Raw genomic sequence first — 17347 nt, forward strand, 5'->3', positions numbered from 1 at the left:
TCTTGTCTTTCCGCGGCCGCGCGAGGGGATCGCTTGGTGACCGGTTGGGCATGGGTATGGTAGCAAAACCGCGCGAAATCAACCACATCCGGTGAGGAATCGATGTCCGAAAGTCGCCGCGATCCGATCGTAAGGACCGTTCCCCAGCCTGCCGACATGAACGGAAATGGCGACATTTTCGGCGGTTGGGTGCTGAGCCAGATGGATATCGCGGGCGGCTCGCTCGCGGCCCGGGTGGCGAAGGGGCGGGTGGCGACGGTCGCCATTACGGCCATGACCTTCGTCGAGCCGATCAAGGTGGGAGACATGGTGTCGATCTATGGAGAAGTCGTGAAGGTTGGCCGCACGTCGATAACCATCGGCCTCGAAACCGTCGTCCAGCGCCGCCATGAGGAGACCGACATCCGGGTTACGCACGGCACCTTCGTGTTCGTGGCGATCGACGGCGACGGCAATCCGCGCCCGGTGCCGCAGGACGGACCCGCCCAGGTCGCCGTCGCATGAGACGGCTGCTGGCCCCGATCGTGGCCTTGCTGGCGATGCTGGCGCCGGCCATGGCCTTCGCCCACCCGCACATCGTCGTGCAGCAGGTGGTCCGCATGATCGCCAAGGACGGCAAGTACACGCATGTCGAGATCGAATGGCGCTTCGATCCGTTCTCCAGCGAGGTCGAGATCCCGCTGATCGACGAGGACAAGAACGGCAAGTTCTCCGCCCGCGAGACCAAGCTCCTGTCTGACGAGATGATGCCGGAGCTGGGCAAGTACGGCTACCTGAGCTGGATCAACACCGGCGCCAAGGATTTCAGGCCGCCCAAGCCGCCGCAATTCTCCGCCCGCATCGATGATCCCGCGACGTTCATTCCGCCGGAATGGGATCGCAATGCCGGCGACAATGCGGGCATGCCGATGCCGCCGAACAAGCGCGCCGACGGCGCGCAGGGCCCGCGCAAGCAGGGCCCGCGCAACCTCGTCTACGTCATGCGCTTCGCACTGCCCGAACCGTCCAAGCTCGTGTCGATCGCCACGTTCGATCCCGAGGACTTCATCCGCATCGAGGTCGACAAGGCCTCGGTTCCGGCCAACTGCACGCTCGGCAAGCATCCGACCCACAAGGCCGAGTTCGTGCGCGGCTATCCCATCTTTGCCGACGTGGTGACATGCCAGCTTCCGTGAAATCCTCCGCCTTGCGCTCGCCTTTCCTGTGGCTGGGAATCGTCCTGCTGATCGCCCTGGGCGGAGCGCTGGTGTTCAGCGACAGCGTCGCAGAGTTGGCCCGTTACTCCGCCGAGTACCAGCGACGCATCAACCAGGTTCTCTCCACGTCGCTGCGGGACGTGCAGTCCGGTACGGGCTCGCTCGCTCTGTGGACCCTCGTCACCGTCTGCTTCGGCTATGGCGTCGTTCACACACTGGGACCGGGCCACGGCAAGGCCGTGGTCGTGGCTTACTTCCTCGACAGCTCGCGCCCGCGCGCCTGGATCGAGGGTATCTTCGCCGGTGGCTGGATCGCCTTCACCCACACGCTGGCGGCGCTCCTGCTGGCGGGCGCGCTCAAGCTCTCCTCCACGGTCGGCCTGTTCGGCGCGATGCGCGAGGTCCGCAACGTCGAGATCGTGTCGTACACGCTCATCCTGCTGGTGGGCCTGTGGCGGCTGTGGGCCGGAATCACGGGGCGCGTGCACGAGCACTGGCACGGCGATCATGACCATGGCCCTGAGCATGGACACGGTCACGGACATTCCCACGGCCACGACCATGCACATGGCCACGACCACGGGCATCATCATCACCACGACCATGAGCCGCCGCAGCGGACGATCGCGGGCTGGCTGCTGCTGACCGCGGCCGGCATCGCGCCCTGCGCCGGCGCCCTGGTCATCATCCTGCTGTCGATCGCGCTCGACGTGCTGTGGGCCGGCGTCGTCGGTGTCATCGCCATCGCCATCGGCATGGCGGTCACGCTGGCCGCCATCGGCATGGCCTCAATGGTGGCGCACCGGCTGATCATCGGCGACGGCCGCTCGCAGGAGATCGGGCGCTTCACCGCCATCGCCGCCTCGCTGATCGTCATCGCAACGGCCGGTACGCTGCTGCTGGGCTCGCTCGAACGCTTCTTCCGCTGAGATCGCGAGTGGCCGAGATCAAGGCGCCCAGCCGGACTTCGAGACCCCTGCTGGGCGTGCTCTTCATGTGCACGGCCTGCGCGCTGTTCCCGATCATGAACGGGCTGGTGAAGCTGCTGGCCGCCACCTACGACCCTCAGGAGATCGTCTGGTTCCGGATCATCCTGCATCTGGTGCTGGTGGCCGCGGTGTTCATGCCGCGCATGGGGCTCGGCCTGCTGCGCACGCGCCGTATCGGCACGCAATTCGTCAGCTCCGTGATGATGATGCTCTCGACCCTTTTTTTCTTCTCGGCGGTGAAATCCATACCGGTCGCGGAGGCCATCGCCGTCACCTTCGTGGCACCGCTGGCGGTCGTGCTGCTGGCCTGGCCGCTGCTGGGCGAGCGCATCACTTTCTTCCGGATGGCCGCGGTGATCGTGGGCTTCGCCGGAGTCCTGATCGTAATCCGGCCGGGCAGCGCGGTCTTTCAGTGGCAGTCGTTGCTGCTGCTCGGGAGCGCCGTCTGCTACGCGATGTACCAGATCCTGATCCGGCGTCTCGCGGGCATCGACGCGCCGGCCACCTCGATCTTCTACAGCGTGCTGCTGGGCGCGATCATCATGTCGGCCTGGCTGCCCTTCCACTGGAAGACGCCGACGGGCTGGATCGACTGGGCACTGCTCTGTTCGCTGGGGGCCCTGGGCGCGCTGGGGCATTACTGTGTCGCCAAGGCCATGACCTATGCCTCGGCGAATTTCGTGGCCCCGTTCAACTATACGCAGATGATCGGCTCGGTCATCGTGGGTTACCTAATGTTCGCCGAGGTGCCGGATTTCTACACCTGGCTCGGGACGGCCGTGGTGGTCGGCGCCGGCTTGATGGTGGGCTGGCACGGGCGCAAGCCGCAAAAGAGCTGATGGGGAGAGAGCATGCCGTATCTCGTTGCTGCCGACCTGCCGGTCGAGCCGGCTGGAATCCGCTTCCGTAGCCTGCTCGAACGGCCGCAGATCCTGCGCATGCCGGGGACGCACAATGGCATCGCGGCCCTCCAGGCGGAGCGCGCCGGGTTCGAAGCGCTCTACCTCTCTGGCGCCGCGATGTCGTCCTCCATGGGCCTGCCCGATCTCGGTGTCATCACGGTCGACGAGGTCTGCTTCTTCATCCGCCAGGTGGCGCGCTCCTCGGGCCTTCCGGTCCTGGTCGATGGCGATACCGGCTACGGAGAGGCGCTGAACGTCATGCACATGGTGCGGGCCTTCGAGGAGGCGGGCGCGGCGGCCGTCCATCTCGAGGACCAGCTCCTGCCGAAGAAGTGCGGCCACCTCAACAACAAGAAGCTGGCCGAGCCGCACGACATGGCGGCCAAGGTCGCTGCCGCTGCCAAGGCCCGCCGGAACCTCTTCGTCATCGCTCGCACCGATGCGGCGGCAAGCGAAGGCATCGATGGTGCCGTGGCGCGGGCGAAGCTCTACATGGAAGCCGGCGCCGACGCGATTTTTCCCGAGGCCCTGCACAGTGCCGAGATGTTCCGTGCTTTCGCCAAGGCGATGCCCGGCGTGAAGCTGCTGGCCAACATGACCGAGTTCGGCCGCACGCCGTTCTTCACCGCGTCGGAGTTCGAGGCGATGGGCTACAGCATGGTGATCTGGCCGGTCTCGGCCCTGCGTGCGGCGAACAAGGCGCAGGAGGGCGTCTACGCGGCCATCCAGCGCGACGGCGGCACGCAGAACGCGATCGACCGCATGCAGACGCGGCAGGAACTCTACGACACGATCCGCTACCACGAATACGAGGCGCTCGACGCATCGCTGGTGAAGACGGTGGTGCCGCAGGGCATGCCGCAGCGGGACTAATCAGCGAAGGGTCCCTCGCTTTCGCTCGGGATGACACCGGTTTTGTTGTTGCGGCTTCGTGCCAAGCGCACGGGGTCAGCTACAACAAAATTGTCATCGCGAGCGAAAGCGAGGGACCTTTCGCTTTTCTCTTACAGACCCAGCGCCGACAGGTCGGGCGCGCGCTTGTGGAAGTCGGTCGCGTCCTGCAGGGCCTTGCCGATTTTCAGCACCGTGCCCTCTGCGTAAGGCTTGCCGAGAAGCTGGATGCCGACGGGCAATCCCTTGGAGAAGCCGTTCGGCAGCGACAGGCCGCAGAGGCCGAGATAGTTGCCGGGGCGCGTCATCAGAGAAATCGCGGGAGACAGTTCGTCGACCTCGGCGACCGGAATCGCACCCGAGGCCAGCGCCGGCGTGAGCAGCGCATCGTAGGGCGCCATCCACGCGTTGAAGGCGGCACGGCGCTCGGCCATGCGGCGCAACTCCTCGGCATAGAGGGCCGGGGCGAAGGTCTTGGCGGCCATCGCGCGGCCGCGGACGCCCGCACCGATCGGCTGGTTCATGTCTTCGATCCAGCCGCGATGCAGCGACCACAGTTCCGAGGCCGAGATCGATCCCGCGCCGACGCCGAGATTGAAATACCATTCGGGAATCTTCACCGGTTCGACGATGGCGCCGAGCTGCTCCAGAGTCCGGGCCGAGGCCAGCCAGGCATCGATCACGTCGGTATTGCAGGCAGGCAGCGCCGAGGCGTCGGGCAGGGCGATGCGCATGCCCTTGATCGATCCGCCTCTGGTCGCGGCGGTGAAATCCTCGAGCGGCTGATGCAGCGTCGTCGGATCGCGCGGATCGGGCGCGGCGAGGGCGTTGAGCATGAGCGCGCAATCCTCGACCGAGCGTGTCATCGGGCCGATCGAATCGAGCGTCCACGACAGCAGCATCGTGCCGTGCAGGCTGATCCGGCCGAACGTGACTTTCAGGCCGACCAGCCCGTTGAAGGCGCAGGGGATGCGCACCGAGCCGCCGGTGTCGCTGCCGATGCCCGCGGGCGTCAGCCGCGCGGCCACGGCGACGCCGGTGCCGCTCGAGGAGCCGCCGGGCGTGCGATGGGTCTTGAGGTCCCACGGGTTCCACGGCGTGCCCATCAGCGGGTTGGTGCCCCAGCCACCGAACGCGAACTCGACCATGTGCAGCTTGCCAAGCGGGATCATGCCGGCCGCGGTAAGCCGCTCCACGGTGTTGGAGGTCTCGGTCGCGACGCGCTTCTCCCACATCTTCGAGCCGCCGGTGCCGATGCGGCCGGCGATGTCGCAGAGATCCTTGTAGGCGATGGGCAGGCCTTGCAGCGGCGGCAGCGGAAAGCCGGAGGCGCGGGCGGTGTCGGCGCCGTCGGCCAGCCCGCGCGCTTCCTCCGCATAGACCTCGTTGAAAGCGTGCAGCTTGCCGTCCGCCTTCTCGATGCGGGCCAGCAGCGCCTCGACGATCTCGCGCGAGGAGAAGCGCCTGGCCGCGAGGCCGGCGGAGAGTTCCGTCAGGGTGAGTTCATGCAGAGACATCAGTAGGTTGCCCGTCCACCAGAGAGATCGAAAACTGCGCCCGTCGCGAATGTGCAGTGAGAGGAGGCGAGCCATGCGACCATCTCGGCCACTTCCTCGACCTCGCCGAAGCGGTTCATCGGGATTTTCGAGAGCATGTAGTTGATATGCTGCTCGGTCATCTGGCTGAACAACTCCGTTTTCACGACCGCTGGCGCGACGCAGTTGACCAGCACGCCGCTCGTAGCAAGTTCCTTGCCGAGCGACTTGGTGAGGCCGATGACCCCGGCCTTCGAGGCGGAGTAGGCGGAGGCGTTCGGATTGCCTTCCTTGCCGGCCACCGAGGCGATGTTGACGATGCGACCCCAGCCGCGCTGCACCATGCCCTCGACCACGACGCGGTTGGTCAGGAACACGCCGGTCAGGTTGATGTCGATCACCTGTCGCCAGGCATCGACCGGATACTTGGCCACGGTGGTATTCGGGCCGGTGATGCCGGCGCTGGCGACGAGAATGTCGGGCGGCGCGAGCAGTTTCTCGGTCTCGGCGAGGGCCTTGGCGACCTCCGCCTCGCTGGTCACGTCGACCGCGACGGCAACGGCGCCCTTCAGCGCGGCGGCGGACTGCCTGGTGCGGTCTAGGTCTCGGTCCCACAGGGCCACGCGCCCGCCGCCGGCGGCGATTTTCGCAGCGCAGGCCAGGCCGATTCCCCGCGCGCCGCCGGTCACGATGGCGGTCCGGCCCGCGAACAACCCATCCTCCATGACATCCTCCCAAATCCTTGAATTATCTTGCGATTCCTACCATATCGGCGGGCTGGACCATCCGCTACACTGGCACTCCAGCGATCCCTCGCGTTTTCCGGGAGTTTCATGCCTTCGCCCATGCCGGCGTCCATCGACGCCACCGTCGAGCTGCTGAAGGGCGGCGACTATATCGCCGACCGCAGCCTCGCCACCGTCCTCTATCTCGCCCTCAAGCTGGGGCGGCCGTTGTTCTGCGAAGGTGAGGCGGGTGTCGGCAAGACCGAGATCGCCAAGGTCCTGGCGGAAACCCTTAAGCGGCCCTTGATCCGCCTGCAGTGCTACGAGGGGCTCGACGTCGCCTCGGCAGTGTACGAGTGGAACTATGCCCGCCAGATGATCGAGATTCGCCTGGCCGAGGCGCAGGGCGTGCACGACCGCGGCGAACTCGCCGCCGACATCTTCGACGAGCGCTTCCTGATCCGCCGTCCGCTGCTCGAGGCGCTGCAGCCGCATGTCGGCGGGGCGCCGATCCTGCTGATCGACGAGCTGGATCGCACCGACGAGCCGTTCGAGGCCTATCTGCTCGAAGTCCTCTCGGACTTCCAGGTGACGATTCCCGAACTCGGCACGATCAAGGCGGCGGAACGGCCGATCGTCATCATCACGTCGAACCGTACGCGCGAGATCCATGACGCGCTGAAGCGGCGCTGCTTCTACCACTGGGTCGACTATCCCGACCTCAAGCGCGAGCTCGAAATCCTCAAGGTCAAGGCGCCGGGCGCCAGCGAGCGTCTGTCGCGCCAGGTCGTTGGCTTCGTGCAGGAGCTGCGCAAGCTCGACCTGTTCAAGGCGCCGGGCGTCGCCGAGACGATCGACTGGTCGACGGCGCTTTCGGAACTCGACGTGCTCGACCTCGACCCGCGGACGATCAACGACACGCTCGGCGTGCTGCTCAAGTACCAGGACGACATCCAGCGCCTGCAGGGCTCGGAAGCGGCCGAAATCCTGCGCAAGGTGAAGTCCGACATCGCCGCCCAGCCGCTCGGCTGAGCGGGAGGATGGACGCGCTTCCCGATACGCCGCCGGCACCGGCCCCCGGGCCGGGGCCCCGCGGCGGCAAGCTCGCCAGCAACATCGTGCACTTCGCGCGGACCTTGCGCACGGCGGGCCTGCGCGTCGGGCCGGGGCAGATCCTGCGCGCCATCGAGGCGGTCGAGGCTGCCGGCATCCGCAACCGCGACGACTTCTACTGGACGCTTCATTCGGTCTTCGTGAACCGCCGCGACCAGCGCGAGATCTTCGATCAGGCATTCCACGTCTACTGGCGCAATCCGCGCCTGCTCGAGAAGATGATGGACATGCTTCTACCGCAGATCGGCGTGCCGGCCGAGCAGGACAAGGGCAAGCAGCTCAGCCGCCGCCTGCAGGAAGCCCTGCAGCCTGGGCAGGGCGAAGCGCCGGAGCAGTCGGAGGAGCCGCCGGAAGTCGAGGTCGAGGCGACCTTCACCGTGTCGGACCGCGAGGTCCTGCAGACGCGCGACTTCGAGCAGATGTCGCAGGCCGAGATCGACGCCGCCCTGCGCGCCATCGCCCGCCTGCGCCTGCCGGTGCCGGAGCGCCGCACCCGCCGCTACCAGTCGGCCCGCCGGGGCCCGCGCATCGACTTCCGCGCCTCCCTGCGTCGGGCCATGCGGCCGGAAGGGCTGACGGAGCTGTCACGGCGCGAACCGCGCCGCCGGCCGCCGCCGCTGGTCATCCTGTGCGACATCTCCGGCTCGATGGCCCGCTATACGCGGATGTTCCTGCATTTCATGCACGCCATCACCAACGACCGCGACCGGGTTTATTGCTTCACGTTCGGCACGCGCCTGTCGAACGTGACGCGGGCGCTGCGCAACCGCGACGTCGACGTCGCCTTGCAGAAGGCCTCGGCGCAGGTCGAGGACTGGTCGGGCGGCACGCGCATCGGCCAGGCGCTGCACGAGTTCAACAACAGGTGGTCGCGCCGCGTGCTGGGGCAGGGGGCGGTCGTTCTCCTCATCACCGACGGGCTGGATCGCGAGGGCGCGTCCGGCCTGGATGAGGAAATGGAACGCTTGCATAAGTCCTGCTCACGCATGATCTGGCTCAACCCGCTCTTGCGGTACGGCGGTTACGAGCCCAAGTCTCAAGGCAACAAGGCGATGCTGCCGCATGTCGACGAGTTCAGGCCCGTCCATAATCTGGAGAGCCTGTCGGGTCTCATCGAGGCCCTGGGATCGCGCACCGTCGGCGCCGACCGGCGCCTGGCGGGATGGCAGACCGACCTTCGCAAGGAGTAGACCATGAGCGACGCGCTGGAAGTTCTCGATCAGGTCGGCAAGTGGAAGGCCGACGGCAAGGGTGTCGCCGTCGCCACCGTGATCGTCACCTGGGGATCCTCGCCACGACCCGTAGGCAGCCAACTCGGCGTCGACGACAAGGGAAACATGGTCGGCTCGGTCTCCGGCGGCTGCATCGAAGGCGCGGTCGTCAGGGAAGCGCTCGACGCCATCAAGGACGGCAAGCCGCGGCTGCTCGATTTCGGCGTCACCGACGAGCAGGCCTGGGATGTCGGCCTCGCCTGCGGCGGCAAGGTCCAGGTCTTCGTCGAAAAGGTGAACTGATGAAGACCGAGACTCTCGCCGCGCTGCAGGAAGCTCGCGCCAACCGGCGGGCGGTGACGCTCGCCACCCGCCTCAGCGATGCCGCCGAAGCACTTGTTTATCGCGACGGCGCCAAGGGCGAACTCGCGGGTGAGGGCGCGCTCGTCGCGGCCGCGCAGCGCGCCATGGATATCGGCAAGAGCGAGACGGTCGAGATCGCGGACGACAAGATATTCCTGAACGTCTACGTGCCTCCGCCACGGCTGATCATCGTGGGTGCGGTGCATATCGCGCAGTCGCTGGCACCGATGGCGGCCATGCTCGAGTTCGACGTCACGGTCGTCGATCCGCGCGGCGCCTGGGCCACGACCCAGCGTTTCCCCGGCGTGAAAGTGATCCAGGATTGGGCGGACGAGGCCTTCCAGGCGATGGGCCTCGACGGCTCGACCGCCGTCGTGACCTTGACGCACGATCCCAAGCTCGACGATCCGGCGCTCGAATCGGCGCTGAAGTCAGACGTCTTCTATATCGGCGCGCTGGGCAGCCGGCGGACCCACGCCAAGCGCAAGGAGCGTCTGGCCGAGGTCGGGATTACCGAGGAGATGTTCGCCCGCGTCCATGGGCCGGTTGGCCTCAACATCGGCGCCAAGTCGCCGGCCGAGATCGCCGTGTCGATCCTCGGCCAGATTATCGAGGTGCGGGCGCGGCGCCTCGAAGCGCTGTCGGCGCCGAAGGTCGCGGCAGCGTGAGATTCGGCGAGACACCGATCGACGAGGCGGCCGGCGCTATCCTGGCGCACAGCCGGCGCGCTGACGGCGTCAATTTCTCGAAGGGCCGCATCCTCTCGGATGAGGATATCGCGCGCCTGAAGCAAGCCGGTGTCTCGACCGTGGTCGCCGCGCGGCTGGGCTCCGACGACGTGCACGAGGACGAGGCGGCCGCGACGGTCGCCAAGGCGCTGGCGGGCGAGGGGATCGACGTCACCGCGCCCTTCACCGGCCGCTGCAATCATTTCGCCCGCGAGGCTGGACTGGCCGTGCTCGACCAGGAGCGCATCGACGCGCTGAACGAACTGGACGAGTCCGTGACGGTCGCGACCCTGCCGCCCTTCGCCCGGGTCGAACCGCGCCAGATGGTGGCGACGGTGAAGATCATTCCCTACGGCGCGCCGAAAGCCGCCGTGGCCCGCGCCGTCGATGTCGCGAAGGCCGCGAACCGGCCGATGATCTCGGTGGCGCCGTTCCACGCGATGCGCGCGGGTCTCGTACAGACGAAGCTCCCGGGCACGCGCGACAAGGTTCTCGACAAGGCCGTGGGCACGACGACCAAGCGCCTGACCTCACTCGGCAGCACGCTGAACGGCGAGCGCCGCGTCGCTCACGATGCAAAGGCTATCGCGGGCGCCCTGGCGGAACTGAAGGCTGAGGGCTGCGACCTCTTTCTGATCGCCGGCGCGTCGGCCATCGTCGATCGAAACGATGTCGTGCCGGCCGGCATCGAGGCGGCGGGCGGCAATGTCATCCACTTCGGCATGCCGGTCGATCCCGGCAATCTGCTCCTCACGGCGGAACTGGACGGCAAACCGGTGCTCGGCCTGCCGGGCTGCGCCAAGTCGCCGAAGTACAACGGCTTCGACATGGTGCTGGAGCGGCTTGCCGCGCGCCTGCCGGTCGGCCGCGCCGAGATCGTGCGCATGGGCTCGGGCGGCCTGCTGGCGGAAATTCCCAGCCGGCCGCAGCCGCGCGACGAGACGGACTCCGAGGATACCGGTCCGCAGCAGGCGCCGCGCGTGGCGGTGTTGGTGCTGGCGGCCGGCCGCTCGACGCGCATGGGCGGGCCGAACAAGCTGCTGGCCGAAGCCGAAGGTGCGCCGCTGGTCGTCCATGCGGTGAAGGCGGCGCTTGCTTCGCAGGCGGTCGAGGTCGTCGTGGTGCTGGGCCACATGGCCGACGATGTCCGCGCCGCCGTTGAGAGAGCGGTCCAGCCGCGCTCGCGGGTGCGCTTCGTCACCAATCCGGATTTTGCCCAGGGCCTCAGCACCTCCGTCCGCACCGGTATCGGCGCATTGCCTACGACGGTCGATGCGGCGGTGGTCCAGCTGGGCGACATGCCGGGCGTTGGCGCGCCCCTGCTCAATCGCCTGATAGCCGCCTTCAGCCCGGTCGAGGGCCGCGCGATCTGCGTGCCGACGGTGGGCGGCAAGCGCGGAAATCCCGTGCTCTGGGCGCGGCGCTTCTTTCCGGAGATGGCGAAGCTGTCGGGCGACAGCGGCGCCAAGCATCTGATCGGCGAGCATGCCGATCTCGTCTGCGAGGTCGAGATGACGGGCGAGGCCGCGATCACCGACATCGACACGCCCGAGGCACTGGCGGCCTGGCGGGCGCGGAGCACTGCATGAGTTTTTTCCGATGAGCTTCGACGTCGCCGCCGTTCGCGGCCAGTTCCCGATCCTGTCCGAAATCATCGACGGGCTACCGGTCCACTATCTCGACAACGGCGCCTCGGCGCAGACGCCGCTCGCGGTGATCGACGCCGTGCGCCACTACGAGACGACCGGCCGCGCAAACGTACTGCGCGGCGTGCATCGCCTCGCCGAACGCGCCACCGAGTCCTACGAGAATGCCCGCGCCCAGGTCGCGACATTCCTCGGTGTCCCGACCATGGAGATCATCTTTACCGGCGGCTGCACGGCGGCGATCAATCTCGTGGCCTATTCCTTCGGCTCGCTCCTGAAGCCCGGCGACCGCATCCTGCTGTCGGAGATCGAGCACCATTCCAACATCGTGCCGTGGCAGATGCTGCGATCGCGTTCGGGCATCGAACTCGACATGCTGCCGGTCACGACCGACGGCCGCATCGACCTCGAGGCCCTGCCGCGCCTGCTGACGCCGCGCACCAGGCTGGTGTCGCTGGCGCATGTTTCCAACGTGACCGGTGCCCTGCTCGACGTGCGCGCCGTCGTCGAGGCGGTGAAGTCGGTCGGCGCCCGGGTGATGCTCGACGGCGCCCAGCGCGCGCCGCACGGGCCCGTCGACCTTCCGTCGCTGGGCGTAGATTTCTACGCCTTCGCTGGGCACAAGGCCTATGGGCCGAACGGGATTGGCGTGCTGTGGGGACGGCTGGAGCTTCTCGACGCGATGCCGCCCTTCATGGGCGGCGGCTCGATGATCGGCCGCGTGACCCTAGCCGAGACGACGTGGGCGCCGTCGCCGCGCCGCTTCGAGGCGGGGACCCCGGCGATCGGCCCGGCCATCGGTCTGGGTGCGGCCTGCGCCTGGATGCAGGCGCTCGACTGGACGGGCGCGCACGACCACGAGATGGCGCTGGTGCAGCGGCTCATGGACGGGCTGCAGAAGATCGACGGTACGCAGATCTTCGGCCCGGCGAGCCTGCAGAACCGATATCCGGTCGTGTCGTTCATGCTTGACGGCGTGCATCCCCACGACGTGGCGCAGACGCTTGATTCGTTCGGCGTCGCGGTGCGCGCCGGGCATCATTGCGCTCAGCCGCTGATGGACCGGTTCGACCTCGACGGCACGACCCGCGTCTCGATGGCGCCGTACAACGACAACAGCGACATCGACGCGCTGCTGACGGGTGTCGCGCATGCGGCGAAGACGCTGCGATGAGCGACCAGCTCTACCAGGAGCGCATCGTCGCTCTCGCAAAGGCGAAGACCGGGGCCGGCAAACTCGCCGAGCCGACGAAGACGGCGCGGCGCGACAATCCCCTGTGCGGCGATCGCGTGATCATCGACGTGCGTCTCGATGGAGAGGGGCGCATCGCCGAGATCGGCCACCAGGTGCGCGGTTGCCTCCTGTGCCAGGCTTCGGCCTCGGCGCTGTCCGCGGTCGCCGTCGGCCGTGATGCCGCCGGCATTGCCGAACTGCGCCACGACGCCGAACGCGCGCTGGGCCGCGAGGCCGGTGAGACGCATGAGCCTTTCGACGCCTTCGCACCGGTCGCCGCCCACAAGTCACGGCAGGAATGCGTGCTGCTGCCGCTCGAGGCGCTGAAGGACGCGCTTTCGTAGCTCGGCGCAGCGCGTCGGATAACGCAACGCCTCAGATGCAGGGAATATTGTCATCCCGAGCGCAGCGAGGGATCCTTAGCAACAGCCAATCAAGAATTCCTCGCTGCGTTCGGGATGACACGATTATTTTTGTCCGCGCAGTGCGTCGGACCTAAAGGTACGTACACCTACTTTGGTCGCTCCACCGCCGTGCTTGTGTCACAGTCGATAGGCAAGGTGCGCACGCATCCTGGGAGAGACCATGCGCCTTTTGATGAACGTCGTGGCCCTGCTGGGCCTCCTTGCGTTCCCGACCTTCGCCTTTGCCCAGGACCTCGCGCTGAAGCGCGTCATGCTGTCGTCCGGCGGGCTGGGCTACTTCGAATATGAGGCGACCGTCGAGGGCGACGCTACGCTGAAGCTCACCGTGTCGCTGGGGCAGGTCGACGACGTTCTGAAAAGCCTCGTGGTCTATGACGACAAGGGTGGCGTCGGCGGGTTGAGCCTGCCCGGACGCGAGCCGCTGGCGCAGGCCTTCAAGGACCTGCCGTTCGACCAGGGGTCGCTGGGTTCGCCGGCCGAGCTGTTGCAGACCCTGAAGGGCGCGCAGGTCACCGTCGGCGGCAGCCGCGCGCTCACCGGCCGCATCGTCTCGGTCGAGGAGGACACGCTCCTGCTGCCCGAGAACAAGGGCACGATGAAGCGCACGCGGGTCACGCTCTACACCGACCGCGGCCTGCAGCAGTTCATCCTCGAGGAAGCCGAGAACCTGCAATTCGCCGATCCTGCGTTACGCGACAAGGTCGGCCAGGCGCTGGTCGCGATCCAGGGCAACCGCGCCAAGGACGCCCGCACCATCGACCTGTCGATGCGCGGGCAGGGCAAGCGCACGGTTCGCGTCGCCTACATCGTCGAGGCGCCGGTCTGGAAGGCCTCGTACCGGCTGACGCTCGGCGCGGATCCCGCGGCGGCGCGCTCGGCGCTGCAGGGCTGGGCCATCGTCGAGAACATGAGCGGCCAGGACTGGAAGGATGTCGAGCTGACGCTCGTGTCGGGCCGGCCGGTCGCATTCCATCAGGCGCTCTACAACGCCTATTACGTGACGCGCCCCGAGATCCCTGTCGAGATCGCCGGCCGCCTGATGCCGGGCGTTGATCGCGGTGGTGTCGTCGCCGACCAGAAGCGTGCCAATGCGCCGCTGCCCATGCCGGCACCCGCGCCGTACCGGGCGCAACAGGAAAGGTCCGTCTCGTCGCCTGCGATGGCGCCTCCGCCTCCGCCGCCTGCAGGCATGGCTGCAGCCGCGGAGCAGATCGAGGCCAGTGACGCCGCCACGCAGGTGATCTTCAAGTTCCCGCGCGCCGTCAGCGTCGAGAACGGCCGCACGCTCTCAATTCCGATTGTCGACAGGCAGGTGCCGGCACAGCGGCTCGCGCTCTATCAGGCCGACGCCGCAGCGCGCAATCCGCTGGCCGCGATCCGCCTGACCAACGACGGCGAATCGGGCCTGCCGCCGGGCATCATCACGCTCTACGAGCGCGACAAGGCCGGTTCCGTCTCCTATGTCGGCGACGCGCGGCTGTCGGGTTTCCCGGTCGGCGAGACGCGCCTGCTGGCCTATGCGCTGGACGAGAAGATCGTCATCGAACGCGACGTGGCGCAGGCCGAGCGGGTGGCGTCGGGCACCATCGCCAACGGGGCGCTCCGGCTTTCGCGCGTCATCCGCCAGAACACCGTCTACCGCGTGCGCGGCCCGGCCAAGGAGCCGCGCCAGCTCGTCGTGGTGCAGCGTCGCCTGCCGGGCTGGACGCTGACCAAGCCCGAGGCGAAGGACGTCGAGCTGAGCGAGGGCAATTACCGCATCCCGTTCCAGCTTCCGGGCGGCGACCAGACGCAGACCTTCGAGGTCGTGCAGGAGCAGACGCAGCAGCAGGAAATCCGGCTGGTCGAGAGCGCGGCCGAACAGATCCGCGTCTATGCCCAGGCCCGCGAGTTCGACGCCAAGACGCGCGAGGCGCTGACCCGCGTGCTGCAGCTCCAGCAGACCGTAGCGGAGGCCCAGCGCAAGGTGGCGCAGGTCGACGCCGAGCGGCAGGCGATCGTGCAGGAGCAGGCGCGCCTGCGCGAGAACCTGGCGCGGGTTCCGGCCAACAGCGACCTGCAGCGGCGCTACCTCGCCACGCTCGACAAGCAGGAGACCGACCTCGAGGCGCTCGCCAAGCGTCGTGCGGAGGCCGACAAGGCCGTCGAGGAAGCCCGCGCCGCGCTGCGCACGTATGTGAGCCAGCTCGGCTGATCTCGAGAAGGATCCCTCGCTGCGCTCGGGATGACACGAACATTGTCATCCCGAGCGCAGCGAGGGATCCTTTCGACTAACCCGCCCTTAGCGTCCTCACCGCGTCGTCGCGGCGGAACAGGTAGAGCAGGGCGCGCAGGGCCTGGCCGCGCTCAGTCTGCAGGTCCGGATCGCGGGCGATCACCAGTCGCGCATCGTCGCGCGCGGCCTCCAGAAGCTCGTTGTGGATCGCCAGGTCGGCCAGGCGCATGTCGGGCAAGCCGCTCTGGCGGGTGCCCAGAAGCTCGCCGGCGCCGCGCAGCTTGAGATCCTCCTCGGCGATGCGGAAGCCGTCCTCCGTCTCGCGCATGATCGCGAGGCGCGACTTGGCGGTCTCGCCGAGCGGCATGGCGTAGAGTAGCAGGCAGGTCGACTTGGCGCTGCCGCGCCCCACGCGACCGCGCAGCTGGTGGAGCTGGGCGAGGCCGAAGCGCTCGGCATGCTCGATCACCATCACCGTCGCAGCCGGCACATCGACACCGACCTCGATCACGGTCGTGGCGACCAGGATCGACAGGCGGCCGTCGGCAAAGGCCGCCATCGTGGCCTCGCGTTCCGCGCTCTTCAGCCGTCCGTGCAGGAGCCCGACCTTGCCGGGGAAGCGGTCGCCCAGGATGCGGAAGCGCTCCTGTACGTTCGCGAGGTCGATCTCCTCGGATTCCTCGATCAGCGGACAGACCCAGTAGACGCGCGCGCCGGCCGCGATCTGGCGGCCGATCCCCTGGGCGACCTCGCCGAGCCGCTCCAGCGGCATTGTGCGGGTGTCGATCGGCTGGCGGCCCTTGGGCTTCTCGGTGAGCTTGGAGACGTCGAGATCGCCGTAGGCCGCCAGCATGAGCGTGCGCGGAATCGGGGTCGCGGTCATGACGAGGAGATCGACGGCATGGCCCTTCGACGACAGCGCCATGCGCTGATGCACGCCAAACCGGTGTTGTTCGTCGACCACGGCCATTGCGAGGTCGGCGAATTCGACATCCTCCTGCACCAGCGCGTGCGTGCCGACGACGAGCTGGATCGTGCCGTCCGCCAGGCCCTGCAGCGTCTGCTTCTTCGCCCGCTGGCCGTCGCGGCCGGTCAGCAGCGCGATCCTCACGCCGGCGGCTTCCGCCAGCGGCGCGATGGTCGCGAAATGCTGGCGTGCCAGCAGCTCGGTCGGCGCCATCATCGCCGCCTGCGCGCCGGCCTCCACACAGATCAGCATGGCGAGCAAGGCGACCAGCGTCTTGCCGCTACCGACATCGCCCTGCAGCAGGCGCACCATGCGCTCCTCCTTACCGAGATCGTCGGCGATCTCGGCGATGGCCTGGGTCTGGCTGGAGGTCAGCTCGAAGCCCAGCGAGGCGAGGGCGGCCTGGCGCAGCCGGCCGTCGCCTTTGGTCGCATGGCCCGCGAGCGTGCGGTTGTGATGGCGCACCAGCGCGATGGCGAGCTGGCTGGCCAGCAGCTCGTCGAAGGCGAGGCGGGCGCGGGCCGGGTGGGCGGGCGACAGGTCACCCGGCTCCCCGGGCGCGTGGGCGCGGGCGACCGCCGTCTTCCAGTCGCTCCAGCCCTGCTTCCTGTGATAGGCGGGGTCCTGCCATTCCGGCAGCGCGGGCGTGCGCTCGACGGCGGCGGCAGTTGCCTTCTGCACCGGCCGCTGCGTCAGTCCAGCGGTGAGGCCGTAGAGCGGCTCGACGCGCAGGATCGACGGGCGTTCGTCGAGCGGCACGACATGGTCGGGGTGCGTCATCTGCACCTCGCCCTGGTAGATCTCGACCTTGCCGCTCACCACGCGGGTCTCGCCGGGCGGCAGCAGCTTCTTCAGATAGTCTTCGCGGCCATTGAAGTAGGTCAGGCAGAGGCGGCCGGTCTCGTCGCTGCACCAGACCTTGTAGGGCTGACGCGGACTGTGCGGGACGATGTGTTCCTCGACGACGACGGTGAGCGTTGCCACCTCGCCGCCACGCGCCTGGGCGACATCGGGCGCATTCCGGCGATCGATCACGCCAGCGGGCAGGTGCCAGAGCAGGTCGACGACCAGCGGGCCTGCAAGTTTCTCCACGAGCGTCCCCAGCCGCGGTCCGATTCCGGGCAGCGACGTGACCTGGGCAAAGAGAGGGGTAAGGGCTTGCGGGCGCATGGTTGGCTTGATCAGGGGCTGCGTGACTTCGCCATCG

At 67.8% G+C, this 17347-nt stretch carries 16 protein-coding genes; 13 read left to right on the forward strand and 3 right to left on the reverse strand.

Going from position 1 to position 17347, the window contains the following annotated elements:
* Positions 1-102: 102 nt before the first annotated feature.
* Genes KQ910_RS24800 through prpB form a run of 5 tightly spaced genes read left to right on the forward strand, consistent with a single transcriptional unit; the run spans position 103 to position 3960 of the window.
* Positions 103-504 carry an acyl-CoA thioesterase gene (locus tag KQ910_RS24800; RefSeq protein WP_216966366.1) on the forward strand — a complete coding sequence of 134 codons (402 nt, stop codon included), beginning with the start codon at positions 103-105 and terminating at the stop codon, positions 502-504.
* Positions 501-1175, forward strand: a complete 675-nt coding sequence (locus KQ910_RS24805; RefSeq protein WP_216966368.1) for a DUF1007 family protein — start codon at positions 501-503, stop codon at positions 1173-1175. The genes KQ910_RS24800 and KQ910_RS24805 overlap by 4 nt, the downstream gene beginning before the upstream one ends.
* Positions 1172-2125, forward strand: a complete 954-nt coding sequence (locus tag KQ910_RS24810; protein ID WP_216966371.1) for a HoxN/HupN/NixA family nickel/cobalt transporter — start codon at positions 1172-1174, stop codon at positions 2123-2125. Before KQ910_RS24805 ends, KQ910_RS24810 begins: the two co-directional genes overlap by 4 nt.
* 8 nt (positions 2126-2133) lie before the next feature.
* Entirely contained in the window at positions 2134-3024 is an 891-nt protein-coding gene (locus tag KQ910_RS24815; RefSeq protein WP_216966373.1) for a DMT family transporter, read from the forward strand.
* Positions 3025-3036: 12 nt separating this feature from the next.
* Positions 3037-3960, forward strand: a complete 924-nt coding sequence (gene prpB, locus KQ910_RS24820) for a methylisocitrate lyase (protein ID WP_216966375.1) — start codon at positions 3037-3039, stop codon at positions 3958-3960.
* Positions 3961-4091: 131 nt separating this feature from the next.
* Here prpB and KQ910_RS24825 read toward each other — a convergent pair whose 3' ends face one another.
* Positions 4092-5495, reverse strand: coding sequence for an amidase (locus KQ910_RS24825; RefSeq protein ID WP_216966377.1), 1404 nt, complete (start codon positions 5493-5495; stop codon positions 4092-4094).
* Positions 5495-6238, reverse strand: a complete 744-nt coding sequence (locus tag KQ910_RS24830) for an SDR family NAD(P)-dependent oxidoreductase (RefSeq protein ID WP_216966379.1) — start codon at positions 6236-6238, stop codon at positions 5495-5497. The genes KQ910_RS24825 and KQ910_RS24830 overlap by 1 nt, the downstream gene beginning before the upstream one ends.
* A 108-nt stretch (positions 6239-6346) precedes the next feature.
* Here KQ910_RS24830 and KQ910_RS24835 point away from each other — a divergent pair, with 108 nt between their 5' ends.
* The 8 genes from KQ910_RS24835 to KQ910_RS24870 all read left to right on the forward strand — a co-directional run bounded on the left by KQ910_RS24835 (position 6347) and on the right by KQ910_RS24870 (position 15152).
* The gene (locus tag KQ910_RS24835; RefSeq protein WP_229600967.1) at positions 6347-7270 is read left to right on the forward strand and encodes an AAA family ATPase; all 924 of its coding nucleotides are present in this window, start codon (positions 6347-6349) and stop codon (positions 7268-7270) included.
* Positions 7271-7278: 8 nt separating this feature from the next.
* Positions 7279-8541, forward strand: a complete 1263-nt coding sequence (locus tag KQ910_RS24840) for a vWA domain-containing protein (RefSeq protein ID WP_216966381.1) — start codon at positions 7279-7281, stop codon at positions 8539-8541.
* Between the two features lie 3 nt (positions 8542-8544).
* Positions 8545-8865, forward strand: coding sequence for an XdhC family protein (locus tag KQ910_RS24845; protein WP_216966384.1), 321 nt, complete (start codon positions 8545-8547; stop codon positions 8863-8865).
* Positions 8865-9593 carry an XdhC family protein gene (locus tag KQ910_RS24850; RefSeq protein WP_216966386.1) on the forward strand — a complete coding sequence of 243 codons (729 nt, stop codon included), beginning with the start codon at positions 8865-8867 and terminating at the stop codon, positions 9591-9593. Before KQ910_RS24845 ends, KQ910_RS24850 begins: the two co-directional genes overlap by 1 nt.
* Positions 9590-11242, forward strand: a complete 1653-nt coding sequence (locus KQ910_RS24855) for an NTP transferase domain-containing protein (protein WP_216966388.1) — start codon at positions 9590-9592, stop codon at positions 11240-11242. The genes KQ910_RS24850 and KQ910_RS24855 overlap by 4 nt, the downstream gene beginning before the upstream one ends.
* 10 nt (positions 11243-11252) lie before the next feature.
* Entirely contained in the window at positions 11253-12473 is a 1221-nt protein-coding gene (locus KQ910_RS24860; protein WP_216966390.1) for an aminotransferase class V-fold PLP-dependent enzyme, read from the forward strand.
* The gene (locus tag KQ910_RS24865; RefSeq protein ID WP_216966392.1) at positions 12470-12877 is read left to right on the forward strand and encodes an iron-sulfur cluster assembly scaffold protein; all 408 of its coding nucleotides are present in this window, start codon (positions 12470-12472) and stop codon (positions 12875-12877) included. The genes KQ910_RS24860 and KQ910_RS24865 overlap by 4 nt, the downstream gene beginning before the upstream one ends.
* A gap of 241 nt (positions 12878-13118) precedes the next feature.
* A complete protein-coding gene (locus KQ910_RS24870; RefSeq protein WP_216966394.1) occupies positions 13119-15152 on the forward strand; it encodes a DUF4139 domain-containing protein in 2034 nt (677 codons plus the stop codon).
* A 76-nt stretch (positions 15153-15228) separates the two neighbouring features.
* Here KQ910_RS24870 and recG read toward each other — a convergent pair whose 3' ends face one another.
* Positions 15229-17310, reverse strand: coding sequence for an ATP-dependent DNA helicase RecG (recG, locus tag KQ910_RS24875; RefSeq protein WP_216966396.1), 2082 nt, complete (start codon positions 17308-17310; stop codon positions 15229-15231).
* Positions 17311-17347 lie beyond the last annotated feature (37 nt).

It is taken from the genome of Reyranella humidisoli (assembly GCF_019039055.1).
Lineage (GTDB): Bacteria > Pseudomonadota > Alphaproteobacteria > Reyranellales > Reyranellaceae > Reyranella > Reyranella humidisoli.

Excerpts from the sequence above, each read along its gene's own strand:
- KQ910_RS24870 (WP_216966394.1), top strand. The coding sequence starts at position 13,119 with ATGCGCCTTTTGATGAACGTCGTGGCCCTGCTGGGCCTCCTTGCGTTC.
- KQ910_RS24835 (WP_229600967.1), top strand. The coding sequence starts at position 6,347 with ATGCCTTCGCCCATGCCGGCGTCCATCGACGCCACCGTCGAGCTGCTG.
- KQ910_RS24865 (WP_216966392.1), top strand. The coding sequence starts at position 12,470 with ATGAGCGACCAGCTCTACCAGGAGCGCATCGTCGCTCTCGCAAAGGCG.
- KQ910_RS24860 (WP_216966390.1), top strand. The coding sequence starts at position 11,253 with ATGAGCTTCGACGTCGCCGCCGTTCGCGGCCAGTTCCCGATCCTGTCC.
- KQ910_RS24825 (WP_216966377.1), bottom strand. The coding sequence starts at position 5,495 with ATGTCTCTGCATGAACTCACCCTGACGGAACTCTCCGCCGGCCTCGCG.
- KQ910_RS24800 (WP_216966366.1), top strand. The coding sequence starts at position 103 with ATGTCCGAAAGTCGCCGCGATCCGATCGTAAGGACCGTTCCCCAGCCT.
- KQ910_RS24850 (WP_216966386.1), top strand. The coding sequence starts at position 8,865 with ATGAAGACCGAGACTCTCGCCGCGCTGCAGGAAGCTCGCGCCAACCGG.
- KQ910_RS24805 (WP_216966368.1), top strand. The coding sequence starts at position 501 with ATGAGACGGCTGCTGGCCCCGATCGTGGCCTTGCTGGCGATGCTGGCG.
- KQ910_RS24840 (WP_216966381.1), top strand. The coding sequence starts at position 7,279 with ATGGACGCGCTTCCCGATACGCCGCCGGCACCGGCCCCCGGGCCGGGG.
- KQ910_RS24830 (WP_216966379.1), bottom strand. The coding sequence starts at position 6,238 with ATGGAGGATGGGTTGTTCGCGGGCCGGACCGCCATCGTGACCGGCGGC.
- recG (WP_216966396.1), bottom strand. The coding sequence starts at position 17,310 with ATGCGCCCGCAAGCCCTTACCCCTCTCTTTGCCCAGGTCACGTCGCTG.
- KQ910_RS24845 (WP_216966384.1), top strand. The coding sequence starts at position 8,545 with ATGAGCGACGCGCTGGAAGTTCTCGATCAGGTCGGCAAGTGGAAGGCC.
- prpB (WP_216966375.1), top strand. The coding sequence starts at position 3,037 with ATGCCGTATCTCGTTGCTGCCGACCTGCCGGTCGAGCCGGCTGGAATC.